Source organism: Mycolicibacterium arseniciresistens, from assembly GCF_030519285.1.
GTDB classification, from domain to species: domain Bacteria; phylum Actinomycetota; class Actinomycetes; order Mycobacteriales; family Mycobacteriaceae; genus Mycobacterium; species Mycobacterium arseniciresistens.
Window position 1 is genome coordinate 1 of record NZ_JAUMSQ010000146.1, and the last position, 22,711, is coordinate 22,711.

The following is a 22,711-nucleotide window of genomic DNA, read 5'->3' on the forward strand; positions in this document are numbered from 1 at the left end:
AGGCCGCCGGGTCCACCGGACAGGCCGGGTGCCCCTTCGGGTCCGCCGGGCAGTCCCGGCGGGCCCTCGGCCGGCGGCTGTCCCTCGGCGTTCCCCTGACCGAGCGCCTGAGCCTGAATACCCTGAATTACTGGCCGGATGTAGAGCCGCGCCGTCTGCCCCAGATTGCGGGCCTCGTTGCCGTCGTTGCCCGGCACCGTGATCACCAGGTTCTCGCCATCGACGACGACCTCGGAACCCGAGACGCCGAGACCGTCGACGCGGGCACTGATGATCTGCTGGGCCTGGGCCAGGGCGTCACGGGTGGGCGGCGTGCCGTCCGGGGTGCGCGCGGTCAGGGTGACCCTGGTGCCGCCCTGCAGGTCGATCCCGAGCTTCGGGTCGGGCTTCTTGTTCCCGGTGAGGAACACCAGGAGGTAGACGCCGACGAGCAGCACCAGAAAGAGCGTCAGGTAGCGGGCAGGATGCACCGGCGCCGAAGACGATGCCACGTTGGTTGGGTCTCCTCGAGATCGAGATCAGTTGCTCAGCACGGCAAAGAGTACGTGCCCGGGCTGAGTGCTCTGCTGTCAGTCTTTCTTCAGGCGGTCCGAATCCGCGGTGGAGTCGACGACTGAGGTGCTCTCGGTCACCTCGGTGGCCGACGACGTGACCTCGTTGGACTCGTCGATGTCGTCGATGTCGTCGTAGTCATCGGCGTCGGAGGTGATGCGGTCGCGCACTGCCAGCTTCATCCAGGTGGTGACGACTCCAGGGGCGATCTCGAGGTCGATGTTGTCGTCGGTGATGCCGGTGATGGTGCCCTGCAGACCGGAGGTGGTGTGGATCCGGTCGCCGATCTGCAGCGACTCGTGCAGGTCGATGGTGGCCTGCATGGCCTTCTTCTGGCGGCGCGATGCGAAGAACATGAATGCGCCCAGGATGATGAGCAGGGGCAGGAATACGACCAGGTCCATAACGGCAACAGTCTTTCGTGTCGGCTTGTGCGGCGACGGCGCCCCGATTCAGTCAGGTCGCGATGCCTCGTAGTTGTCCAGTGTGCCATTGCGGCAGCTGGCAGCCGACTGCCCCGTGCGTTCAATCCAGCACGGCGGCGGCCTCGACTCTATTGGCAGTCCGGAGATGGTGCCTGTCGAGGTGGTCATCGAGGCACAACACCGGGCGGGCGCTGCGCAGTCCGGCGCCGCGCCGAGGCGACCGACGATCCCGTCGCACAATGCCGCGCTTGACCACTGATACCGCATCATCTGGCGTATTCTGGTACGAATTCCCGAGCGGGTTGGGGCGGCGGGCGCCGTTTCCAGTCGCGTGGAGCCCGTCGCCGACTAGGCTCGGTGCCAAAGCCGAACCCCCTCGCTGTGCCCCTCGAAGACGCCCCGTGATCGCAGGAGTCGTGCCGTGACCCTTCTCGAGCAGAGCCGCCACCTCGTCACCGCCGTTCCCGGACCGAAGTCGCAGGCCCTCATCGACCGCAAGGCCGCCGCCGTGTCGCGCGGCGTGGGCACCACCATGCCGGTGTACGCGGCGCGCGCCGGCGGCGGCATCCTCGAGGACGTCGACGGCAACCGGTTCATCGACCTGGGCTCGGGGATCGCCGTCACCACCATCGGGAATGCGTCGCCACGCGTGGTGGACGCGGTGCGCACGCAGGTGGCCGAATTCACCCACACCTGCTTCATGGTCACGCCGTACGAGAGCTACGTCGCGGTCGCCGAGGCGCTCAACCGGCTCACCCCCGGCGACGACGAGAAGCGTTCGGCGCTGTTCAACTCCGGCTCCGAGGCCGTCGAGAACGCCGTGAAGATCGCCAGGACCTACACCGGCAGGTCGGCAGTGGTGTCGTTCGACCACGCCTACCACGGCCGCACCAACCTCACGATGGCGCTGACCGCCAAGGTGATGCCCTACAAGCACGGCTTCGGCCCGTTCGCCCCGGAGGTCTACCGCGCGCCGCTGTCCTATCCGTTCCGCGACGCGGAGTTCGGCAAGGAATTGGCGACCGACGGCGAGCTGGCCGCCCGGCGCGCCATCGACGTCATCGACAAGCAGGTCGGCGCGCCGAACCTGGCCGCGGTGATCATCGAACCGATCCAGGGCGAGGGCGGCTTCATCGTGCCCGCCGAGGGTTTCCTGCCCGCCCTGCTCGACTGGTGCCGCCGCAACGGCGTCGTGTTCATCGCCGACGAGGTGCAGACCGGATTCGCGCGCACCGGGGCGATGTTCGCCTGCGAGCACGAAGGCATCGCGCCCGATCTGATCGTCACCGCCAAGGGCATCGCCGACGGCCTGCCGCTGTCGGCGGTCACCGGCCGAGCCGAGATCATGGACGCCCCGCACGTGTCCGGGCTGGGCGGCACCTACGGCGGCAACCCGCTGGCCTGCGCCGCCGCCCTGGCCACCATCGAGACCATCGAGTCCGACGGGCTCGTGGCGCGCGCCCGCGAGATCGAGACGCTGATGAAGGACCGGCTGCACCGGCTGCAGGCCGAGGACGAGCGCATCGGTGACGTGCGCGGCCGCGGCGCGATGATCGCCGTCGAGCTCGTCAAACCCGGCACCACAGAACCGGACGCCGACCTGGCCAAGAAGCTCGCCGCCGGCGCCCACGCCGCCGGGGTCATCGTGCTGACCTGCGGCACCTACGGCAACGTGCTGCGGTTCCTGCCGCCGCTCGCCATCTCCGACGACCTGCTCGTCGAGGGCCTCGACGTGCTGGCCCTCATCCTCGCCGACCTGTAAAGGAGCCCTCCATGACCACGGTGAAGAACTTCATCAACGGCGAACTCGTCGACTCGGTGTCCGGCGCCACCATGCCGCTCGTCGATCCGTCCACCGGGGAGGAGTACGGCTCCGCCCCGGTGTCCAACGAGCAGGACATCGACAATGCCTACGCCGCGGCGTCGACGGCCTTCAAGACCTGGAAGAAGTCCACTCCGGCCGACCGCCAGAAGGCATTGCTCGGGCTTGCCGACGAGGTGGAGAAGGCGGCCGCCGACCTGATCAGGGCCGAGGGCCGCAACACCGGCAAGCCCGACCATGTGACGGCGGCCGAGGAGATCCCGCCGATGGTCGATCAGATCCGATTCTTCGCCGGCGCTGCGCGCGTCCTGGAGGGCCGGTCGGCCGGTGAGTACATGGCCGACCACACGTCGTGGATCCGCCGGGAGCCGATCGGCGTGATCGGCCAGGTGGCGCCCTGGAATTACCCGATGATGATGGCGATCTGGAAGTTCTGCCCGGCGATCGCGGCGGGCAACACCGTCGTCATCAAGCCGAGCGACACCACGCCGGTCACCACCGTGATGCTGGCCGAACTGGCGGCCAAACACCTGCCCCCGGGTGTGCTCAACGTCGTCGCCGGCGACCGCGTCACCGGCGCCAACCTCGTCTCGCACCCGACCCCCGAGATGGTCTCGATCACCGGATCGGTGGCGGCGGGCCGGGCCGTGGCCGTCAGCGCGGGCGGCAACCTCAAGCGCACCCACCTCGAACTGGGCGGCAAGGCGCCGGTGATCGTGTTCGACGACGCCGACATCGCGGCCGCGGCCGAGGGCATCGCCACCGCCGGCTACTTCAACGCCGGTCAGGACTGCACCGCGGCCACCCGCGTGCTCGCACCCGCCTCGATCGCCGGTGACCTGACCGACGCGCTCGCCGAGCAGGCGAAGGCGGCGACGACGACGTTCGGCAAGGCCGCCGACGACGAGGACGCGTGGGTGCCGCCGGTGAACAACGTCAACCAGATGGAGCGCGTGCTCGGCTTCTTCGAGGACGTGCCCGGACACGCGAAGATCGCCGCAGGCGGAAACCGGCAGGGCGACAAGGGTTTCTATGTGGAACCGACGGTGGTGGGCGGACTCCTGCAGGACGACCGGATGATCCAGAACGAGATCTTTGGCCCGGTCATCACGGTGCAGAGCTTCTCCGACGAGGACGAGGCGCTGGGTTGGGCCAACGGCGTCGAGTACGGACTGGCGTCGTCGGTGTGGACCAAGGACGTCTCCCGCGCGATCCGCATGTCGAATGCGCTCGACTTCGGCTGCGTGTGGATCAACACCCACATCCCGCTGGTCGCCGAGATGCCGCACGGCGGATTCAAGTCCTCAGGCCACGGCAAGGACCTCTCGATGTACGGCCTGGAGGACTACACGCGCATCAAGCACGTGATGGTCTACACCGGCTGATCGACGCGGCTAGGTGGTGACGAGCGCGATGACGATGGCGCGCAGTTCGTCCGCGGTGAACCCGTCACCGTCGACCTCGGCGGCGATCAGGTCGGACAGCAGATCGTCGGACGGCGACGCGCAGCGCGCCGCGACCATCACGTCGATGTAGGAGCCGAGCGCCTCGATGGCGAATTCGTCGGCCTCGTCGGCCCAGCAGGCGACCTGCACCCAGTCGCGGCTCGGCAGTCCGAGCGCGCTGTACAGCACGCAGGCCCACCGGCCGAGTGCGATCTCGGCGATCTCGTCATGGCCCTGTGGCGCCGCGGCCGGGTTCAGGCGGTCGGCCAGCGCGCGGTGCACCTGCTCGGAGAGGCCGTGCAGGCGAAGTGGCGTGGTCATCGAAAGCCTCCTGTTTCACGGGACGGTACGGCGAGGCGTCGTCGACCGCCCGAACTCCCAGGTAACCACTTCGTGTGGCTAAGCACCATCAAAGGTGCTGCGGAACACAATGTTCCGGCTCATAAGCGGCATGTGGATGTGGGCGGATCACAGAACGGCCGCCGAGCATGTGCTCGACGGCCGTGCCTGCCATGCGGCTCAGTGGCGCGCGAGCGTGTTGCCGCTGCCCCGGTTGCGCAGCCGGCTGAGCAGACCGCGCCGCCGCGGGGCGGCCTGCACTTGCTGCTGATCCGCGACCGGCCCATACCCGGTCGACTGACCGACGGGCTGATCAGCGGCCGGCCCGTAGCCGGCCTGCTGGCCGACGGGCTGCTGTCCGTACCCGGTCGGCTGCCCGACGGTCTGCTGCCCGAGGCCGGGGTCCTGTCGTACCGGCTGCTCGATCACGGGCTGCGAACCGGTGGTGGTGGTCTCCACCGGCCGCTGCGCATAGGCGATGTCACGCGCACTGCGAACCGACAGCCGGCCGATCGCGATCGCCCCGAGGAACACGATGAGGGCGCCGAGGCCGTAGAAGTAGGTCAGTTCCAGCCAGACCCGCTTGGTGTCGTTGGTGGCCACCGGCGCGCCGGCGTTGCCGAGGCCGAGCGGACCGGCCAGTGCCCGGCCGATGACGAACCATGCCCCGGCCGCCACGGTCAGCCAACCGCCGAGCATCGCCGTCGCGCGGTTGCGCGACGTCAGCATCAGGAAGCCGCCCACGACGGTCACCACGCCGGGCAGCACCTCGAGCCACCCGCGGGCCGTCGTCCACGCCCAGACCTGATCAGGGGTGAAGGCGAAGTCGAAGTAGGGCCCGATGAAGGGGACGAGCGCTCCCCAGAGACCCAGCAAGATCAACAGGAATCCACTCGCGGCCCCGCGGCTGCGCGGAATCCGCATCCGCCCGCCTCGTGCGCGCGCCGCCGGGGTGTCCGAGCTGTCGTAGTCCTTCATGGTGCCTCCTTTGTTGCCGCCGGAGTACCCATCCGGCACCCGGCCGTAACACCCCCGAGCGACCCCGTCACCTGTGTTTTTCCCGCGATCCCTCGAGATCGACGGCAGGGCCGTGCGCGGCGCACCACCGCGACCGTGGCGCCGAATTCGACGGCGCGCCCGCCGACGGGAGAGCGAGATCACAATACATTGACAGCCTACGTACAGCCGATCTAGGAATAACCTTAGCTTTACTAACGTAGTTCTGATCAGGCGCAGCGTCGCGTCACAAACTGCACCGATTGCACTGGAGATCGCGCATGTCCAATGAGACCCCCGACGAGCGGCTCACCCGCCGCATCGCCGAATTGACCGCCACCGACCCGCAATTCGCCGCCGCCGTCCCGCTCGCGGACGTCAGCGCCGCAGCCGTTGCGCCCGGGCTCCGGCTGCCCGAGGTCATCGAGACGGTCATGACCGGCTACGCCGACCGGCCCGCACTGGCCCAGCGCACAGTGCGTCTCGTCGAGGACCCGTCGACCGGCGCCACCTCCGCCGAGCTGCTGCCGTCGTTCGACACCGTCACCTACGGCGAGCTGTGGGCGCGCGTTCAGAACCTGGCCGCGGCCTGGGAGGGCAACCCCGTTCATCCCGGCGATCGCGTGGCCATCCTCGGCTTCACCAGCGTCGACTACACCGTCGTCGACACCGCCACCATGCTGCTCGGCGCGGTGTCGGTGCCGCTGCAGACCAGCGCCCCCGTCGAGGCGCTGCAGCCGATCGTCGCCGAGACCGAACCCACTCTGATCGCCGCGGGCATCGACATGCTCGACGACGCCGTCGAGCTGATCCTCACCGGACACCAGCCCACCCGCCTGGTGGTCTTCGACTACCGGCCCGAGGTGACCGCACAGCACCAGGCCTTCGAAGCCGCCCGGCGCAGGCTGGCCGACGGCGGTCACGACGTGCCCGTCGAGACGCTCACCCGCGAGCTCGGGCGAGGCGCCGGAACGCCCTCCGCGACGACGGCGCCCGCGGCCGACGCCGACCCGCTGAGCCTGCTCATCTACACCTCGGGCAGCACCGGCGCCCCCAAGGGCGCGATGTATCCCGAGCGCAAGGTCGCCGACATGTGGAAGGCGGCCAACAACAACGGCTTTCACGAGCAGAACCCGGTGGTCCCTTCGATCACGCTGAGCTTCATGCCGATGAGCCACGTGATGGGCCGCGGCATCCTCGTCGGCACGCTCGCCGCCGGCGGCACCGTCTACTTCGCCGCACGGAGCGACCTGTCCACCCTCCTGGAGGATCTCGCGCTGAGCCGGCCGACACAGCTCAGCTTCGTCCCGCGGATCTGGGACATGATCTTCCAGGAGTTCACCAGCGAGGTCGACCGGCGCACCGCCGACGGCGCCGACCGGTCCGCCGCCGAGGACCAGGTGATGGCCGAGATGCGGCGAAACCTGTTGGGCGGGCGCTTCATCGGGGCCATGACGGGATCCGCGCCGCTGTCCCCGGAGATGAAGTCCTGGGTGGAACAGCTGCTCGACATGCACCTCGTCGACGGCTACGGCTCCACCGAAGCCGGCGCCGTGTTCGTCGACGGCGTGGTCCGCCGGCCACCGGTCATCGACTACAAGCTCGTCGACGTCCCCGATCTCGGGTACTTCCACACCGACCGGCCGCACCCGCGCGGCGAACTCCTGGTCAAGTCCGAGCAGCTGTTCCCCGGCTACTACCGCCGGCCCGAGCTGTCCGCCGAGATGTTCGACGACGACGGCTACTACCGCACCGGGGACATCGTCGCCGAACTCGCACCCGACCGGCTGCAGTACGTCGACCGCCGCAACAACGTGCTCAAACTCTCCCAGGGCGAGTTCGTGACGATCGCCAAGGTGGAGTCGGTGTTCGCGACCAGCGCACCGGTTCGCCAGATCTACATCTACGGCAACAGCTCCCGGTCCTACCTGCTCGCCGTCGTCGTGCCGACCGAGGATGCGCTCGCCGAGCACGACCCGGCCGAGCTCAAGGCCCTGCTCACCACCGCCCTTCAGGACGCCGCCAAGGCAGCCGGGCTGCAGTCCTACGAGATCCCCCGGGACTTCCTCGTCGAGACGCAGCCGTTCACCCTGGAGAACGGCCTGCTCACCGGCATCCGCAAGCTGGCCCGGCCGAAGCTCAAGCAGCACTACGGCGAACGGCTCGAGCAGCTCTACATCGACCTCGCCGAAGGGCAGGCCGACGAACTGCGCACGCTGCGCCGCGACGGTGCCGGGCGGCCGGCTCTGGAGACCATCGGCCGGGCGGCGGGCGCTCTGCTCGGTGCGGCGGCCGCCGATGTGCGGCCCGATTCGCACTTCACCGATCTCGGCGGCGACTCGCTGTCCGCGCTCACCTTCGCCAACCTGCTCAACGAGATCTACGGCATCGACGTGCCCGTCGGCGTCATCGTCAGCCCGGCCAACGATCTGCAGGCCCTGGCCGGCTACATCGAGGCGGAGCGCACGTCGGGCACCAGACGGCCCAACTTCGCCGCCGTGCACGGTCTCTCCGCGTCCGAGCCGGTGACCGAGGCTCGTGCCCGCGATCTCACCCTCGACAAGTTCATCGACACCCGCACACTCGCCGACGCCGCGGCACTGCCCGCGCCGCGGGGCGAGGTCCGCACCGTCCTGCTCACGGGCGCGACCGGATTCCTCGGCCGCTACCTGGCGCTCGACTGGCTGGAGCGGATGTCACTGGTCGGCGGCACGGTGATCTGCCTGGTGCGCGCGAAGGACGACGCCGCCGCCCGGCAGCGCCTGGATCAGACGTTCGACAGCGGTGACCCTGAGCTGCTGCGGCACTACCGCCACCTGGCGGCCGACCATCTCGAGGTGATCGCCGGTGACAAGGGCGAGGCGAATCTCGGCCTTTCCGAAGAGGTTTGGCGTCGACTCGCCGAATCCGTCGACCTGATCGTCGATCCCGCCGCACTGGTCAATCACGTGCTGCCGTACAGCCAGCTGTTCGGCCCGAACGTGGTGGGCACCGCCGAACTGATCCGACTCGCACTCACCGCCAGGCTCAAGCCGTTCACGTATGTCTCCACGATCGGCGTGGGCGCGGGCATCGAACCGGGTCGCTTCACCGAAGAAGGCGACATCCGCGCCATCAGCCCGGTGCGCCGGATCGACGACAGCTACGCCAACGGTTACGGCAACAGCAAGTGGGCCGGCGAGGTGCTGCTGCGCGAGGCCCACGACCTGTGCGGCCTGCCGGTCGCGGTGTTCCGCTGCGACATGATCCTGGCCGACACCACCTACGCCGGGCAGCTCAACCTGCCCGACATGTTCACCCGCACCATCCTGAGCCTGGTGGCCACCGGCATCGCGCCCGCGTCGTTCTACGAACTGGACGCCGACGGCCGGCGCAGCCGTGCCCATTACGACGGCCTGCCGGTCGAGTTCATCGCCGAGGCCATCGACACCCTTGGCGCACAGGCGGTGGCGGAGCGCGGATCCGGCTTCGAGACCTACCACGTGATGAATCCCTACGACGACGGCCTCGGGCTCGACGAGTTCGTCGACTGGCTGGTCGACGCCGGTTATCCGATCAGCCGCATCGACGACTACCGCACCTGGCTCGACCGGTTCGAGACGGCCATGCGCGGCCTGCCCCAGCAACAGCGTCAGTATTCACTCCTGCCGCTGCTGCACAACTATCAACAGCCGGAGAAGCCGATGCGTGGATCCCTCGCGCCGACCGAACGGTTCCGCACCGCGGTGCAGGAGGCCAAAATCGGCGCGGACAAGGACATTCCGCATGTCACCGCACCGGTGATCGTCAAGTACGTCACCGATCTGGAGCTGCTGGGCCTGTTGTGACGAAATCGGCAGATGCCGGACGCTGCCACATTGGCGATGTCCAGCAAACCGGTCGTTGAATAGGTAACATCCCGTACCAACGCCGACACGCGAGCAGTTGCGCGGCGAACCGTACGGGGGCGCGAGTAGTGGGCCGGATTCGCCAGTGGTGGGGGCAACCCGACAACTTCCACTGGCTCTCCGAATATCTCGGTGCGCGTCAATTGCTGCGGTTCACCCGGTTCATGATGGGCACCATCGTGGCGGCGCTCGGCGCTGCGCCGCTGCTGATGCTGTGGAGCCCGTCGGGCCCGCACTCTCCGATCGGCCGCGCAGTGGCGGTGCTCGTCGCCGTGTGCTGTGCCGCGATGGCGGCGATGTGGTTCACCCGGTGGCCCACGCACCAGCAGTCCGCAACCTTCGCGGTCATGTCGAACGGGTGCATCGCCGCGTCGTGTCTGATGGAGGTCAACCCCGAGACGGCGCTGCTGGGTTCCATGGCGTTCGCCGCACTGGCCGGATACGTCGCGTTCTTCCACTCCGTGCGGTACCTGACGCTGACGCTGTGCACGGCCGCGGGCACCGCACTGTTCGCCGCCTGGGAGATCGCCGCGGCCGGTGACGTCGCGATGGCGGCCGCCAAGCTGCTGGTGGTCACCGTCGGCGTGCTGGCCGTGCCGTTCTCTGGTCAGGTGCTCGTCCACCTGCTCAGCGCCGACGCACTGAATGCGAACACCGACCCCTTGACCGGACTGCGGAACCGGCGCGGCTTCCACCGCGGCGCGCGGGAACTCATCGCCGCCTCGACCGGCGATCCGCCGCCGTGCTTCACCGTCGTGATGGTCGACCTGGACGGCTTCAAGAAGGTCAACGACACCCAGGGCCACGCGATCGGCGACCGGATCCTGATCGCCGTCGGGGAGAGCCTGCGCCGGGCCAGTCCCGCCGGTTCGGTGGTCGCCCGCGTCGGCGGCGAGGAGTTCCTCGTCGCGGAGACGACGCCCGCGAGTGAGGCCCAGGTGACCGCCGAGCGACTGCGCCGGGCGGTCGCCGCCAACCCGTGGGGCGTCACCGCGAGCCTCGGTGTCGCCAGCGTGACGCTGCTCAGCATCGACGGCGACACCACCAGGCGGATGGTCGGCCATCTCGTCGACTCCGCCGACGCGGCCATGTACGAGGCGAAACGGGCCGGCGGCAACCGGATCCGGCACAGCGGAGCGGCCGTCTTCCGCACCTGAGATCAGGCGCCGATGCCCTTCATCGGGACCACCGTGGCGTGGGCAGCGAGATACATTGTGCCGCTGCCCATCTGGCGATCGTCCTACTCGAACAGGTCGGGCTGTCCAAGCGCGGTGGCCCGGCTGGGCGGTTGCATGCCGAGGTGAGTCCAGGCCTGCGCGGTGGCCACCCTGCCCCGCGGTGTTCGGGCAACCATGCCGGCGCGCACCAGGAACGGCTCACACACCTCCTCGACGGTGGTGGCCTCCTCCCCCACCGCGACCGCCAGCGTGGAGACGCCGACCGGTCCGCCGCCGAAGCTGCGGGTCAGCGCCGACAGCACGGCCCGGTCCAGCCGGTCGAGGCCCAGTTCGTCGACGTCGTAGACCGCGAGCGCGGCCTTCGCGATGTCGCGCGTGATGACGCCGTCGGCCCGCACCTCGGCGTAGTCGCGGACCCGGCGCAGCAACCGGTTGGCGATCCGCGGCGTTCCGCGCGAGCGCCGCGCGATCTCGGCGCCCGCCTCGCCGCCCAGCACGATGCCGAGGATGCCCGCCGAACGGGCCAGCACGCGTTCGAGTTCGGCAGGCTCGTAGAAGTCCATGTGCGCGGTGAACCCGAACCGGTCGCGCAACGGACCGGTCAGCGCCCCCGACCGGGTGGTGGCGCCGACGAGGGTGAACGGCGCCACCTCGAGCGGAATCGACGTGGCACCGGGACCCTTGCCGACGACCACGTCGACGCGGAAGTCCTCCATCGCCAGGTACAGCATCTCCTCGGCCGGCCGGGCGATGCGGTGGATCTCGTCGATGAACAGCACGTCACCCTCGACGAGGTTGGACAGCATCGCGGCGAGATCCCCGGCGCGCTCCAGCGCCGGACCCGACGTCAGCCGCAGCGACGAGCCCAGCTCCGCGGCGATGATCATCGCCAGCGACGTCTTGCCAAGCCCGGGCGGACCGGACAGCAGGATGTGATCCGGTGTGCCGCCGCGATTCTTGGCGCCCTCGAGGACGAGCTGCAGCTGTTCGCGAACCCGGGGCTGGCCGATGAATTCGCGCAGCGAGCGCGGCCGCAGGCTGGCGTCGACATCACCCTCGCCGACGGTCAGCGCCGCCGAGACGTCGCGCTCGTCGGGCACCTCGGCGGGCTCGGAGTCCTCCGGGCTGTTCGCGAATCGGCCCATCGCTACTTCTTACCCAGCATCGACAGCGCGGCGCGCAGCGCGGCGGCCGTGCTCGCGCCAGGATCGTCGGCGAGCACCTTGTCGGTGGCCTCCTCGGCCTGCTTGGCGGCGAACCCGAGACCGATGAGGGCCTCGACGACCGGCGCGCGTACCGCGTGGCCGCCGATCGCCGACCCACCCGCGGACGGGCCGACCGGTCCGATCTTGTCGCGCAGTTCGAGCACCAGGCGCTCGGCGCCCCGCTTGCCGATGCCGGGCACCCGGGTCAGCGCGGTGACGTCACCGTCGGCCAGAGCCTGCCGGAGCGCCTGTGCATCGTGCACGGCGAGCGTGGCGAGCGCGATCTTCGGTCCGACGCCGGAAACACCCAGCAGGGTGAGGAACAGGTCGCGGGCCTCGGAGTCGCCGAAGCCGTACAGGGTCATGGAGTCCTCGCGCACGATCATCGCCGTGATGAGGCGGGTCTCGGCGCCGCGGCGCAGCGCGGCGAGTGTCGACGGGGTGGCCATCACCTTGTAGCCGACACCCGCGGCCTCGACGACGGCGTGGTCGAGTGCGATGTCGATCACCTCGCCGCGCACCGACGCGATCACGTCGCGCTCCGCGACGGCGCCGGGGACGAACCCTTCTTCGCCTTGGCCTTGGCCTTGAGGGTGGCCCGGTATCTGCGCTGTTGTTCGGCGGCCTGGGCCTCGGCGGCGGCCATCCGCGCGATCATCGGCGCGCGCCAGCAGTGACAGATCGCCAGCGCCAGTGCGTCGGCCGCGTCGGCGGGAGTCGGCTTGGTCTGCAGCGCAAGGATTCTGGTGACCATCGCGGTGACCTGCGCCTTGTCCGCGCGGCCGTTGCCGGTGACGGCGGCCTTGACCTCGCTGGGCGTGTGGAAGTGCACGTCGATGCTGCGCCGCGCCGCGGCGAGGGCGATGACGCCGCCCGCCTGCGCGGTGCCCATCGCCGTGTTGGCGTTCTGGTTGGCGAACACCCGCTCGATCGCGACGACGTCGGGCACGTGGGTGTCCATCCAATGGTCCACGGTGTTGCTGATGGTCAGCAGCCGCTCGGCCAGCGGTGCGTCGGAGGGGGTGCGGACGACGTCGACGTCGAGCGCGATGACCTGGCGGCCGGTGCCGCCCTCGACCACGGAGAGCCCGCAGCGGGTCAACCCCGGGTCGACTCCCATCACGCGCACGCCAGCCCCTTCCCGAACAGCTGTTCGACACCCTAGCGCGCCGCAGCTGCCGGGCCGGGCGGCGACACGCTGGTGTCGCGGCCCCCCGATCAGAGCGTGAAGTGCCCGGACCGGCTGCCCTGGCCGATCTCCAGCGCCAGGTCGTTGAGCCGGCGCCCCGAGGCGGACCAGCCGCGCACCAGTTCGTCGCCGACCTCGGCGTGGGCCCGCTCGATGACGATCCGCCACCGCTGCAGGCCGAGGAATTTCGTCGCCAGCCAGAACGGCCACACCAGCAGGAACGGCGCGGCGATCAGCAGCGCGAACCAGCCGAAGAAGTCGATGTCGGCCCAGTCCCCCATGTCGCCGAACGGCCACCACTTGCGCTTGAGGTTCCACTGGACACCGTTGGGATCCGTCACGACTACCGCCACGCGGCAATTGTGCTGCCAGTGAGCGAATTCCGGGTGATATCCACGCAGCCGCCCGCCGCGCGATGTGACGTCACGCGCGACCGCCGCTACCGTCGCGGGAGACCTGACCTCGATCCGTGGAGCTGATTTCACCCCCATGCCCGACGAGAACGAACTCGAGTCCGCCACCAATCTCGCCGTCACCCTGGCCTGGGCGTGCGGCGCCGTGGTCGCCGCGTACCTGGTGGGAATCATCCTCACCTGGGGGTTACGGCGCGTCGGCCGGCGCAGCGAAGTGCTGTGCGACGTCGCGACACTCACCCGCCGGCCGCTGCGGGCGACGCTGATCGTCTTCGCGGCGTCGGTCGCGGTGCAGCGCACCTCCGACGACGCCGACCCGTGGCGCGGCTGGGTCGACCACACGATGCTGATCGTGAACATCGCCACTTTCACCTGGCTGCTGACCAGCCTGGTGATGGTGGCCGAGCGGCGGATGATCGCGCGCTACGGCGGCGGCGCGGAGGGCGAGGTGACCGACGCAGACCGGGTCTGGCGGCGGATCCGCACCCAGGTGACGGTGCTGCGCAGGCTCGCGATCGCCGTGGTCGTCGTGCTCGGCCTGGCGGCGATCCTGATGACGTTCCCATCGTTCTCCGACATCGGCACCACCCTGTTCGCCTCGGCCGGTGTGCTGTCGGTGGTCGCCGGCCTGGCCGCGCAGACCTCGCTGGGCGCCGTGTTCGCCGGGATGCAGATCGCGTTCTCGGGCGCGATCCGGGTCGGCGACGTCGTCGAGCTCGAAGAGGGCCGGTGGTGGGGCCGGATCGAGGAGATCACGCTGACCTATGTCGTGGTGCGGCTGTGGGACGAACGCCGGCTGGTGCTGCCGTGCACCTACTTCACCACCACCCCGTTCGAGAACTGGACGCGCAACGCCACCGAGATCATGGGCACCGTCGAGTTCGACGTCGACTTCTCCGTCCCGTTCGCGGACATGCGCGCCGAACTCGACCGCTTACTCGCCGCCAATGACCAGTGGGACGGCCGCCGCGGCGTGCTGCAGGTGACCGACGCCGTCGGCGGGGTGGTCCGGGTGCGGATGATGGTGAGCGCCCCCAACGCGGGAGCGCTGTTCGACCTGCGGTGCGCGGTGCGCGAGGGCATGGTCGACTGGGTGCAGCGCACGCCGCACGCCGTCGTCCCGGCCCACCGGATCAAACCCGCCCCGGCAGAGCCCGACCGGCCTGCCCGCCGCGACACCGCCACCGAGACCCACCGCGTGGCGTCCAGCCTGTTCTCGGGCAGCCCCGAGGCGGAGAGACGGGGCCGGGCGTTCGACGACACCGTCGACTACGAGGACGAGTTCGCCACCACCAACGGACGCGCCTGACGTACCGGGCGTTCCGCCGACATCCGGGTGAACCCCAGATCTACGATGCGCTCATGGCGTTCACCGGCCCGGCCCAAGACCGGCAGTCCATTCGCGAGCGGCTCGAGCTCTACAGCGACGCCGTCGTCCGGCAGGACCTCGAGGCTTATCTGGCGTGCTGGGCCGAGGACGGGCGGCGCACCGGCGCAGGCGGTGAGTGCCAGGGAGTCGACGAACTCCGCACCCACTGGGGCGAGGTGTTCGGCGCGGTCGAGAAGATGGCGTTCTTCATCCAGGTCGCGGCCATCGAGATCGACGGCGACCGGGCCCGCGCGCGGTCGAACAACCTCGAGATCATGCAGTTCCGCGACGGCAACGCGATGCGACTGGTCGGCGAGTACACCGACGAACTGCGCCGCGACGCCGGCGAGTGGGTGTTCACCCACCGCGACTACCAGGTGCAGCTGACGTTCTAGCCGCCCGGGACTACTCCTCGATCTGGGCGAGTATCTCGTCGGGGATGTCGGCGTTGGTGTAGACGTCCTGCACGTCGTCGCTGTCCTCGAGCGCGTCGACGAGCTTCATGATCTTGCGTGCGCCCTCGGCGTCCAGCGGCACCGTCACCGACGGCTGGAATCCGGCCTCCGCGGAGTCGTAGTCGATACCGGCCTCCTGCAGGGCGGAGCGCACCGCGACCAGATCGGTCGGCTCGGAGAGGATCTCGAAGCTGTCGCCCAGGTCGGTGACGTCCTCGGCGCCCGCGTCGAGCACCGCCGCGAGCACGTCGTCCTCGGCGAGGCCGTTCTTCTCGAGCGTGATGACGCCCTTGCGGGAGAACAGGTAGGACACCGAACCGGGGTCGGCCATGTTGCCGCCGTTGCGGGTCATCGCGACGCGCACCTCGCCGGCGGCGCGGTTGCGGTTGTCGGTGAGGCACTCGACCAGCACCGCCACCCCGTTGGGCCCGTAGCCCTCGTAGGTGATGGTCTGCCAGTCGGCGCCGCCGGCCTCTTCACCGGCGCCGCGCTTGCGGGCGCGCTCGATGTTGTCGTTGGGCACCGAGTTCTTCTTCGCCTTCTGGATGGCGTCGTAGAGCGTCGGGTTACCGGCCGGGTCGCCACCGCCGACGCGGGCGGCCACCTCCACGTTCTTGATCAGCTTGGCGAAGTTCTTGCCGCGGCGGGCATCGATGATCGCCTTCTTGTGCTTCGTGGTGGCCCACTTGGAATGGCCGCTCATCGGGGACTACCTCGCTCTGGTCGGTGCTCTGCTCGATCGGTGGCAACCCGACGATTCTACGTGCCGCGATGCCGGCGGTGAGCGGGCAACGCGCGACGAGGACCGCGGAGGATCAGCGCACCGCCTCCAGCGGGGTCAGCGCGGTGACGCGGTAGCCGACCCCCGCCGGCCAGCCGATGTGCGCCCGCAGCCACAGATGGATCCACGTCGGCACCCCGGACGGGTCGTCGGCGAAGGTCGCCGCGGTGTCGATCACCGCCCCGGTGTCGCCGGCCGCCTGCAGTGTCACCGACAGGGTCAGTATCGCCTCGCCGAGCGCCGCGCGATCGTAGGCCAGGCTGTCGGGCAGGAAGAAGCCGGCCTCGAAGGTGGCGTTGCGCAGTCCTCGCGGCGCGCTGCGCGAGCGTTGCATCACCGGGCCCGAGACGTACGGCTTGCCGTCGAACCAGGCCGTCCCGGTGTACTCGGTGCGCCGCGCCTCCCCGCCGCCGGCCAACCGCACCACGGTGTCGATCCTCGGCTGGGGCTCCACCTCGACCATCGTCATCGGCCCACCTCACCTCTGTTACATCCGCCACAGCACTTCTCCGGTGAACTTACTCCGGAGTAAGATCCCCGTCATGTCGTTCTCCCTCGAACTGTCCCCCGACCTCGTCCACATCCGGGACTGGGTCCACGAGTTCGCCGCCGACGTCATCCGCCCCGCCGCCGCCGAGTGGGACGAACGCGAGGAGACGCCGTGGCCGATCATCCAGGAGGCGGCCAAGGTCGGCATCTACTCGATGGAGTTCTTCGCCGAGCAGGCAGGCGAGCCGTCGGGGCTCGGCATGCTGGTCGCGTTCGAGGAGATGTTCTGGGGCGATGCCGGCATCGCATTGTCGATCCTGGGCACCGGTCTGGCCGCCGCGTCGCTGGCGGCCAACGGCACCCCCGAGCAGCTCGGCGAGTGGCTGCCGCAGATGTTCGGCACCGTCGACGACCCGAAGGTCGCGTCGTTCTGCTCGTCGGAGCCCGGCGCCGGATCCGACGTCGGCGCCATCCTGACCAAGGCCCGCTACGACGAGGCCACCGACGAGTGGGTCCTCAACGGGACCAAGACGTGGGCCACCAACGGCGGCATCGCCAACGTCCACATCGTCGTCGCGTCGGTGCACCCGGATCTGGGCACCCGCGGCCAGGCGACGTTCATCATCCCGCCCGGCACAACGGGTTTCACGCAGGGCCAGAAGTTCCTCAAGCACGGCATCCGGGCGTCGCACACCGCCGAGGTGGTGCTGGACGACGTCCGCATCCCGGGAAGCCTCATCGTCGGCGGCAAGGAGAAGTTCGACGAGCGCATCGCCCGCGTCCGCGAAGGCAAGAGCTCCAAGAGCCAGGCGGCGATGGCCACCTTCGAACGCACCCGGCCCACCGTCGGCGCGATGGCCGTCGGGGTGGCACAGGCGTCCTACGAGTACGCACTCGACTACGCCAAGCAGCGGGAACAGTTCGGCCGCAAGATCGGTGAGTTCCAGGCGATCGCGTTCAAGCTCGCCGACATGAAGGCCCGTATCGACGCGGCGCGCCTGCTGGTCTACCGGGCCGGGTGGATGGCACGCAACGGCAAGACGTTCGACAACGCCGAGGGGTCGATGGCCAAGCTGGTCGCCAGCGAGACCGCGGTCTACGTCACCGACGAGGCGATCCAGATCCTCGGCGGCAACGGCTACACCCGCGACTACCCGGTGGAGCGCATGCACCGCGACGCCAAGATCTTCACGATCTTCGAGGGCACCAGCGAGATCCAGCGGCTGGTGATCGGGCGGGCCGTCACCGGTCTGCCGATCCGCTGACCCCGGGCCGGCGCCGCCGGCGGCACGGTTTGCTGAAGACGGAACACCGTTGTCACAGACCGGAAACAAAGTCGCCCTAATTTTGCCGAATGACCCAAGAGCTCAGCGACGAGGTGCGGCGCAACGAGGCTGTCGAGGCCGACCTCGACACCATGACCGCCACCAAGGAGACGCTGGAGGACTACACGCTGCGCTTCGCGCCGCGCAGCTACCGCAAGTGGTCCACCCGGGTGGTGGGCATCTCGGCCCTCGGCGGCATCGCCTATCTCGCGGACTTCGCGATCGGCGCCAACATCGGCATCGCCTACGGAACCACCAACGCGCTCTGGGGGATCCTGATCTTCGCGGTCGTCGTGATGGTGACCGGATTCCCGGTGGCGTACTACGCGGCGCGCTACAACATCGACCTCGACCTGATCACCCGCGGCAGCGGATTCGGCTACTACGGCTCGGTGGTCACCAACGTCATCTTCGCGACGTTCACCTTCATCTTCTTCGCGCTCGAGGGCTCGATCATGGCCCAGGGTCTCGAACTCGGTCTCGGCATCCCGCTGTGGGCCGGTTATGCGCTGTCCACCGTCATCATCTTCCCGCTGGTGATCTACGGCATGAAAGTGCTCTCGACACTTCAGGTCTGGACCACCCCGCTGTGGCTGGTGCTGATGGTCGCGCCGTTCGTCTACCTGGTGGTCAGCCATCCCGAGTCGGTCGGCGACTTCTTCGCCTACCAGGGGGAGAGCGGCACCGGCGGCTTCGACCTCGGGATGACCCTGCTGGCCGCAGGGGTGTGTCTGTCCCTGATCGTTCAGATCGCCGAGCAGATCGACTACCTGCGATTCATGCCTCCCCGTACACCGGAGAACAGCCGCAGCTGGTGGACCTGGATGTTCCTCGCCGGACCCGGCTGGGTGATCTTCGGCGCCATCAAGCAGGTCGTCGGCCTGTTCCTGGCGGTGTACCTGATCGCCAACGTCTTCGACGGCGCCGTGGCGAACGCCAACGAGCCGGTGCACCAGTTCCTGGAGATCTACCGGAACTTCCTGCCGCCGTGGCTCGCCATGACCCTCGCGGTGATCCTGGTGGTGATCAGCCAGGTGAAGATCAACGTGACCAACGCCTACTCTGGTTCGCTGGCGTGGACGAACTCGTTCACCCGCGTCACCAAGCACTACCCGGGCCGGCTGGTGTTCCTGGCGTTCAACCTGGTGATCGCGCTGATCCTGATGGAAGCCAACATGTTCGCGTTCCTGAACTCGATCCTCGGGTTCTACGCCAACTGCGGCATCGCCTGGGTCGTGGTGGTGGCGTCGGACATCGTGTTCAACAAGTACCTGCTGAAGCTCTCGCCGCTGCAGCCCGAGTTCCGCCGCGGCATGCTGTACGCCGTCAACCCGGTCGGCTTCGTCTCGCTGTTCGTCGCGGCCGGGGTGTCACTGCTGACGTTCTTCGGGGTGCTCGGCGAGGCGATCCGGCCGTACTCACCGCTGGTGGCCATGGTGCTCGGACTGGTGCTGCCGCCGATCCTCGCCGTCGCGACCAAGGGCAAGTACTACCTGCGGCGCACCGACGACGGCATCGACCTGCCGATGTACGACGAGCTGGGCAATCCGTCCGGCGAGCACCTCAAATGCCATGTCTGCCATCATGATTACGAGCGGCCGGACATGATGAAGTGCGCGACGCACGACGCCTTCGTCTGCTCGCTGTGCCTGTCCACCGACAAGGTCGCCGACCACGTCCTGCCGGCTTCTTGAGTGATTTCGGCGCGCTTTCGATCGGTCAGCGAACGAAAGCGCGCCGAAATCGCGTCTTAGAGGGAATCGACGAAGAGCTTGTGCACGCGGCGGTCGCCGGTGATCTCCGGATGGAACGCCGTCGCCAGCACCGGACCCTGCCGCACCGCCACCGGATGTCCGGCCGCCGTGGCGAGGATCTCGACGTCGGGTCCGACCCGTTCCACCCACGGCGCCCGGATGAACACCGCGTGCACCGACCCGTCGAGGCCGGTGAAGTCGATGTCGCCTTCGAACGAGTCCACCTGACGCCCGAAAGCGTTGCGCCGCACCGTGATGTCGATCGCCTTCAGCGGGTCGGCCTGCCTGCCCGCCGCACCCGCGTCGAGGATCTCGGTGGCCAGCAGGATCATCCCCGCACACGAGCCGTAGGCCGGCATGCCGTCGGCGAGGCGGGCGCGCAGCGGATCGAGCAGGTCGAGTTCGCGCAGCAGCAGACTCATCGTGGTGGACTCCCCGCCGGGGATCACCAGCGCGTCGACCGCCTCGAGTTCGCCGCGCCGCCGCACCGTCACCGCCTCGGCGCCGGCTTCGTGCAACGCCGCCAGATGCTCGCGGGTGTCGCCCTGCAGTGCGAGCACCCCGATGCGGGCGCTCACTCCCCCGCCGGCGAATAGTCGCGCTTGAAGCGGGTCAACCCCTCCTGCATCACCGCCGCGACCATCTCGCCGTAGCGGTTGAACAACTTGCCCTGCGTCAGCGCGCGACCACCGCACGCCGACGGCGACGACTGGTCGTAGAGCAGCCACTCGTCGGCGCGGAACGGCCGCATGAACCACATCGCATGGTCCAGCGAGGCGATCATCAGGTGCTTGCGCTCGTCGGGATGGTTCACCTGCGCCGACCCCAGCAGCGTGAGATCGCTCAGGTAGGCCAGCGCGCAGATGTGCAGCACCGGATCGTCGGGCAGCGGGTCGCGGTGCCGGAACCAGACCTGTTGCTGCGATGCCTTACCCGGCAGCAGCGGCACCTGATCGCGCGGCACGATGCGCACGTCCCACTCGTCGAACTGCCGGAAGCCTGCGTCGTCGAAGACCTTGCTGGCCGACTTGAAATCCGGGATGTCGTCGGGCGGCGGCGCGGCGGGCATGGCGTCCTGGTGTTCGATGCCGCTCTGGTCGGTCTGGAACGACGCCGACATCGAGAAGATCGTCTCGCCGTGCTGGATCGCGGTCACCCGCCGGGTGCAGAACGACCCGCCGTCGCGGAGGCGCTCGACCGAGTACACCGAGGGCGCGCGGGCGTCACCGCCGCGCAGGAAGTACCCGTGCAGCGAGTGCACCTGAAACCTGGGGTCGACGGTCCGCACGGCGGAGACCAGCGACTGGCCGGCGACATGTCCGCCGAATGTGCGCTGCAGGAATCCCGACTCGGGACTGAACACGCCGCCGCGGTAGATGTTGACCTCGATCTGCTCGAGGTCGAGGATCTCCTCGATCGCCACTTGTGCGCTCTACCAGCCGCGTTCGGCCAGCCGGTGCGGCTGCGCGATGTCCTCGACGTTGATGCCGACCATGGCCTCGCCCAACCCGCGCGACACCTTCGCCAGCACGTCGGGGTCGTCGTAGAACGTGGTGGCCTTGACGATCGCGGCCGCGCGCTCCGCCGGGTTGCCCGACTTGAAGATGCCCGATCCGACGAACACACCCTCGGCGCCGAGCTGCATCATCATCGCCGCGTCGGCCGGGGTGGCGATGCCGCCCGCGGTGAACAGCGTGACCGGCAGCTTGCCCGCCCGCGCCACCTCGGCGACCAGCTCGTAGGGCGCCTGCAGTTCCTTGGCGGCCACGAACAGCTCGTCCTCCGACAGCGACGTCAGCCGGCGGATCTCGCCGCCGATCTTGCGCATGTGGGTGGTGGCGTTGGAGACGTCACCGGTGCCGGCCTCACCCTTGGAGCGGATCATCGCCGCGCCCTCGGTCAGCCGCCGCAACGCCTCGCCGAGATTGGTGGCGCCGCAGACGAACGGCACGGTGAACTTCCACTTGTCGATGTGGTTGGTGTAGTCGGCCGGGGTGAGCACCTCGGACTCGTCGACGTAGTCGACGCCCAGGCTCTGCAGGATCTGCGCCTCGACGAAATGGCCGATCCGGGCCTTGGCCATCACCGGAATCGTGACGGCGTCGATGATGCCCTCGATCATGTCGGGGTCGCTCATCCGCGAGACGCCGCCCTGGGCCCGGATGTCGGCGGGCACCCGCTCGAGCGCCATCACCGCGACCGCGCCGGCCGCCTCGGCGATACGCGCCTGCTCGGGGGTGACCACATCCATGATCACGCCGCCCTTGAGCATCTCGGCCATGCCGCGTTTGACGCGGGCGGTACCCGTCTGGGCGGATCCGTTGGTCGACCCGTTCGGTGCGGTTTCCATCGTCATCTCCTCCAAGCGCTACTGATCCAGTCTAAACGAGCTGCCAAATCGATTAGATCCGCAGTTCAACGGATCGATTGCAACTCGCGGTGGCCGGACCCGTCCGCCAGTTCGTTCGCCTCCACCAGCAGCTCGCCGAGCTGCCGCGGATACACCGCCTCGCCGGCGGCGACCAGTTCTCCGATCATTGTCGCATCGCACCAGCGGTGGCCGTGAATGTAGCGGCGCTCGAGCTCCGTCCGGCCTGCCGCCGACACCTCGAACCGCCGGGTGCGGTGCACGAAGAACAACTCGATGCTGCGCACCACCGAACCGTTGAAGTCGATGGTCGCCTCCCGGTGCCACACCGGCCCGATCAGCTGCGACCGGTCGATGCGCAGTCCCGTCTCCTCGAACACCTCCCGCGCCGCGGCGTCGGGAAGTTCCTCACCCGGCTGCACCGCGCCACCGATGGTGAACCACCACCGGGGCGGGTCGGTGTCGACCGAAGCAGGATCGGAGCCGCAGAACAGCAACACCGCGCCCGACTCGTCGAGCAGCACCACGCGCGCCGACGTGCGGCGGCTGACCGGCCCAGGATCGTCGTCCGACGCCTCCGCGCGTTCGGCGATCTCGAAGTACGTCGGCAGCGCAGCCGTGCCGCCGAGCCGCAGCAGGCGCACCGCGGCCCGCTCCCGCAGTGCCAGCGTGTCGCGCACCGCGTCGTTGTGGAACCGCCGCGCCAGCAGCACCCGGGC

At 69.0% G+C, this 22,711-nt stretch carries 21 protein-coding genes and 1 pseudogene; 8 read left to right on the forward strand and 14 right to left on the reverse strand.

Going from position 1 to position 22,711, the window contains the following annotated elements:
- Window positions 1-491, reverse strand: a pseudogene (locus Q2100_RS18200) (protein translocase subunit SecD); the annotation flags it as partial.
- 78 nt (window positions 492-569) lie between these two features.
- Window positions 570-956: a preprotein translocase subunit YajC gene (gene yajC, locus Q2100_RS18205; protein ID WP_302915193.1), complete on the reverse strand. Its 387-nt coding sequence runs from the start codon at window positions 954-956 to the stop codon at window positions 570-572.
- Window positions 957-1,398: 442 nt separating this feature from the next.
- Here yajC and gabT point away from each other — a divergent pair, with 442 nt between their 5' ends.
- Both gabT and Q2100_RS18215 read left to right on the forward strand, forming a co-directional pair.
- Window positions 1,399-2,739: a 4-aminobutyrate--2-oxoglutarate transaminase gene (gabT, locus tag Q2100_RS18210; protein ID WP_302915194.1), complete on the forward strand. Its 1,341-nt coding sequence runs from the start codon at window positions 1,399-1,401 to the stop codon at window positions 2,737-2,739.
- A gap of 11 nt (window positions 2,740-2,750) precedes the next feature.
- Complete coding sequence (locus Q2100_RS18215) at window positions 2,751-4,184, forward strand: gamma-aminobutyraldehyde dehydrogenase (RefSeq protein WP_302915195.1); 1,434 nt, start codon at window positions 2,751-2,753, stop codon at window positions 4,182-4,184.
- Between the two features lie 9 nt (window positions 4,185-4,193).
- On the opposite strand, the gene Q2100_RS18220 is transcribed toward Q2100_RS18215, so the two are convergent.
- Window positions 4,194-4,565, reverse strand: coding sequence for a cytochrome P450 family protein (locus tag Q2100_RS18220; protein WP_302915196.1), 372 nt, complete (start codon window positions 4,563-4,565; stop codon window positions 4,194-4,196).
- A 198-nt stretch (window positions 4,566-4,763) separates the two neighbouring features.
- Window positions 4,764-5,561: a hypothetical protein gene (locus Q2100_RS18225; protein ID WP_302915197.1), complete on the reverse strand. Its 798-nt coding sequence runs from the start codon at window positions 5,559-5,561 to the stop codon at window positions 4,764-4,766.
- Between the two features lie 299 nt (window positions 5,562-5,860).
- Here Q2100_RS18225 and car point away from each other — a divergent pair, with 299 nt between their 5' ends.
- Window positions 5,861-9,406, forward strand: a complete 3,546-nt coding sequence (gene car, locus Q2100_RS18230) for a carboxylic acid reductase (RefSeq protein WP_302915198.1) — start codon at window positions 5,861-5,863, stop codon at window positions 9,404-9,406.
- Window positions 9,407-9,534: 128 nt separating this feature from the next.
- On the forward strand, window positions 9,535-10,623 hold the full coding sequence (locus Q2100_RS18235) for a GGDEF domain-containing protein (RefSeq protein ID WP_302915199.1): 1,089 nt from the start codon (window positions 9,535-9,537) through the stop codon (window positions 10,621-10,623).
- A gap of 83 nt (window positions 10,624-10,706) precedes the next feature.
- On the opposite strand, the gene ruvB is transcribed toward Q2100_RS18235, so the two are convergent.
- The 4 genes from ruvB to Q2100_RS18255 all read right to left on the reverse strand — a co-directional run bounded on the left by ruvB (window position 10,707) and on the right by Q2100_RS18255 (window position 13,391).
- The gene (ruvB, locus tag Q2100_RS18240) at window positions 10,707-11,789 is read right to left on the reverse strand and encodes a Holliday junction branch migration DNA helicase RuvB (protein ID WP_302915200.1); all 1,083 of its coding nucleotides are present in this window, start codon (window positions 11,787-11,789) and stop codon (window positions 10,707-10,709) included.
- A 2-nt stretch (window positions 11,790-11,791) separates the two neighbouring features.
- Window positions 11,792-12,382 (reverse strand): Holliday junction branch migration protein RuvA, encoded by a 591-nt coding sequence (gene ruvA / locus Q2100_RS18245; protein WP_302915201.1) that lies wholly within the window; start codon window positions 12,380-12,382, stop codon window positions 11,792-11,794.
- Entirely contained in the window at window positions 12,379-12,978 is a 600-nt protein-coding gene (gene ruvC, locus Q2100_RS18250) for a crossover junction endodeoxyribonuclease RuvC (RefSeq protein WP_264014240.1), read from the reverse strand. The genes ruvA and ruvC overlap by 4 nt, the downstream gene beginning before the upstream one ends.
- 89 nt (window positions 12,979-13,067) lie before the next feature.
- Window positions 13,068-13,391, reverse strand: a complete 324-nt coding sequence (locus Q2100_RS18255) for a hypothetical protein (protein ID WP_264014241.1) — start codon at window positions 13,389-13,391, stop codon at window positions 13,068-13,070.
- A 136-nt stretch (window positions 13,392-13,527) separates the two neighbouring features.
- Between Q2100_RS18255 and Q2100_RS18260 the strand changes: the two genes are divergently transcribed.
- Complete coding sequence (locus Q2100_RS18260; protein WP_302915202.1) at window positions 13,528-14,760, forward strand: mechanosensitive ion channel family protein; 1,233 nt, start codon at window positions 13,528-13,530, stop codon at window positions 14,758-14,760.
- A 53-nt stretch (window positions 14,761-14,813) separates the two neighbouring features.
- Complete coding sequence (locus Q2100_RS18265; RefSeq protein WP_264014243.1) at window positions 14,814-15,215, forward strand: YybH family protein; 402 nt, start codon at window positions 14,814-14,816, stop codon at window positions 15,213-15,215.
- 10 nt (window positions 15,216-15,225) lie between these two features.
- Here Q2100_RS18265 and Q2100_RS18270 read toward each other — a convergent pair whose 3' ends face one another.
- Together Q2100_RS18270 and Q2100_RS18275 are read right to left on the reverse strand one after the other, a co-directional pair.
- Window positions 15,226-15,978 carry a YebC/PmpR family DNA-binding transcriptional regulator gene (locus tag Q2100_RS18270; protein WP_264014244.1) on the reverse strand — a complete coding sequence of 251 codons (753 nt, stop codon included), beginning with the start codon at window positions 15,976-15,978 and terminating at the stop codon, window positions 15,226-15,228.
- 112 nt (window positions 15,979-16,090) lie between these two features.
- Entirely contained in the window at window positions 16,091-16,525 is a 435-nt protein-coding gene (locus tag Q2100_RS18275; RefSeq protein ID WP_264014245.1) for a hypothetical protein, read from the reverse strand.
- Window positions 16,526-16,598: 73 nt separating this feature from the next.
- Here Q2100_RS18275 and Q2100_RS18280 point away from each other — a divergent pair, with 73 nt between their 5' ends.
- Together Q2100_RS18280 and Q2100_RS18285 are read left to right on the forward strand one after the other, a co-directional pair.
- Window positions 16,599-17,810, forward strand: a complete 1,212-nt coding sequence (locus Q2100_RS18280; RefSeq protein ID WP_302915203.1) for an acyl-CoA dehydrogenase family protein — start codon at window positions 16,599-16,601, stop codon at window positions 17,808-17,810.
- Between the two features lie 152 nt (window positions 17,811-17,962).
- Window positions 17,963-19,564 (forward strand): purine-cytosine permease family protein, encoded by a 1,602-nt coding sequence (locus tag Q2100_RS18285; protein ID WP_302915206.1) that lies wholly within the window; start codon window positions 17,963-17,965, stop codon window positions 19,562-19,564.
- Window positions 19,565-19,620: 56 nt separating this feature from the next.
- Here Q2100_RS18285 and pdxT read toward each other — a convergent pair whose 3' ends face one another.
- The 4 genes from pdxT to Q2100_RS18305 form a co-directional block, all read right to left on the reverse strand.
- Window positions 19,621-20,202, reverse strand: coding sequence for a pyridoxal 5'-phosphate synthase glutaminase subunit PdxT (pdxT, locus tag Q2100_RS18290; RefSeq protein ID WP_269896101.1), 582 nt, complete (start codon window positions 20,200-20,202; stop codon window positions 19,621-19,623).
- The gene (gene tesB, locus Q2100_RS18295) at window positions 20,199-21,047 is read right to left on the reverse strand and encodes an acyl-CoA thioesterase II (protein ID WP_264014248.1); all 849 of its coding nucleotides are present in this window, start codon (window positions 21,045-21,047) and stop codon (window positions 20,199-20,201) included. The genes pdxT and tesB overlap by 4 nt, the downstream gene beginning before the upstream one ends.
- A gap of 9 nt (window positions 21,048-21,056) precedes the next feature.
- Window positions 21,057-21,974 carry a pyridoxal 5'-phosphate synthase lyase subunit PdxS gene (gene pdxS, locus Q2100_RS18300; RefSeq protein ID WP_302915204.1) on the reverse strand — a complete coding sequence of 306 codons (918 nt, stop codon included), beginning with the start codon at window positions 21,972-21,974 and terminating at the stop codon, window positions 21,057-21,059.
- A 65-nt stretch (window positions 21,975-22,039) separates the two neighbouring features.
- Window positions 22,040-22,711: NUDIX hydrolase (locus Q2100_RS18305; protein WP_302915205.1), on the reverse strand; the 672-nt coding region annotated here is incomplete at its 5' end.

What these genes read in the sequence shown, in the direction of transcription:
- yajC (WP_302915193.1), bottom strand. Translation starts at nt 956, where the DNA reads ATGGACCTGGTCGTATTCCTGCCCCTGCTCATCATCCTGGGCGCATTC.
- Q2100_RS18215 (WP_302915195.1), top strand. Translation starts at nt 2,751, where the DNA reads ATGACCACGGTGAAGAACTTCATCAACGGCGAACTCGTCGACTCGGTG.
- Q2100_RS18220 (WP_302915196.1), bottom strand. Translation starts at nt 4,565, where the DNA reads ATGACCACGCCACTTCGCCTGCACGGCCTCTCCGAGCAGGTGCACCGC.
- Q2100_RS18225 (WP_302915197.1), bottom strand. Translation starts at nt 5,561, where the DNA reads ATGAAGGACTACGACAGCTCGGACACCCCGGCGGCGCGCGCACGAGGC.
- car (WP_302915198.1), top strand. Translation starts at nt 5,861, where the DNA reads ATGTCCAATGAGACCCCCGACGAGCGGCTCACCCGCCGCATCGCCGAA.
- ruvB (WP_302915200.1), bottom strand. Translation starts at nt 11,789, where the DNA reads ATGGGCCGATTCGCGAACAGCCCGGAGGACTCCGAGCCCGCCGAGGTG.
- Q2100_RS18260 (WP_302915202.1), top strand. Translation starts at nt 13,528, where the DNA reads ATGCCCGACGAGAACGAACTCGAGTCCGCCACCAATCTCGCCGTCACC.
- Q2100_RS18265 (WP_264014243.1), top strand. Translation starts at nt 14,814, where the DNA reads ATGGCGTTCACCGGCCCGGCCCAAGACCGGCAGTCCATTCGCGAGCGG.
- Q2100_RS18270 (WP_264014244.1), bottom strand. Translation starts at nt 15,978, where the DNA reads ATGAGCGGCCATTCCAAGTGGGCCACCACGAAGCACAAGAAGGCGATC.
- Q2100_RS18275 (WP_264014245.1), bottom strand. Translation starts at nt 16,525, where the DNA reads ATGACGATGGTCGAGGTGGAGCCCCAGCCGAGGATCGACACCGTGGTG.
- Q2100_RS18280 (WP_302915203.1), top strand. Translation starts at nt 16,599, where the DNA reads ATGTCGTTCTCCCTCGAACTGTCCCCCGACCTCGTCCACATCCGGGAC.
- Q2100_RS18285 (WP_302915206.1), top strand. Translation starts at nt 17,963, where the DNA reads ATGACCGCCACCAAGGAGACGCTGGAGGACTACACGCTGCGCTTCGCG.
- pdxS (WP_302915204.1), bottom strand. Translation starts at nt 21,974, where the DNA reads ATGGAAACCGCACCGAACGGGTCGACCAACGGATCCGCCCAGACGGGT.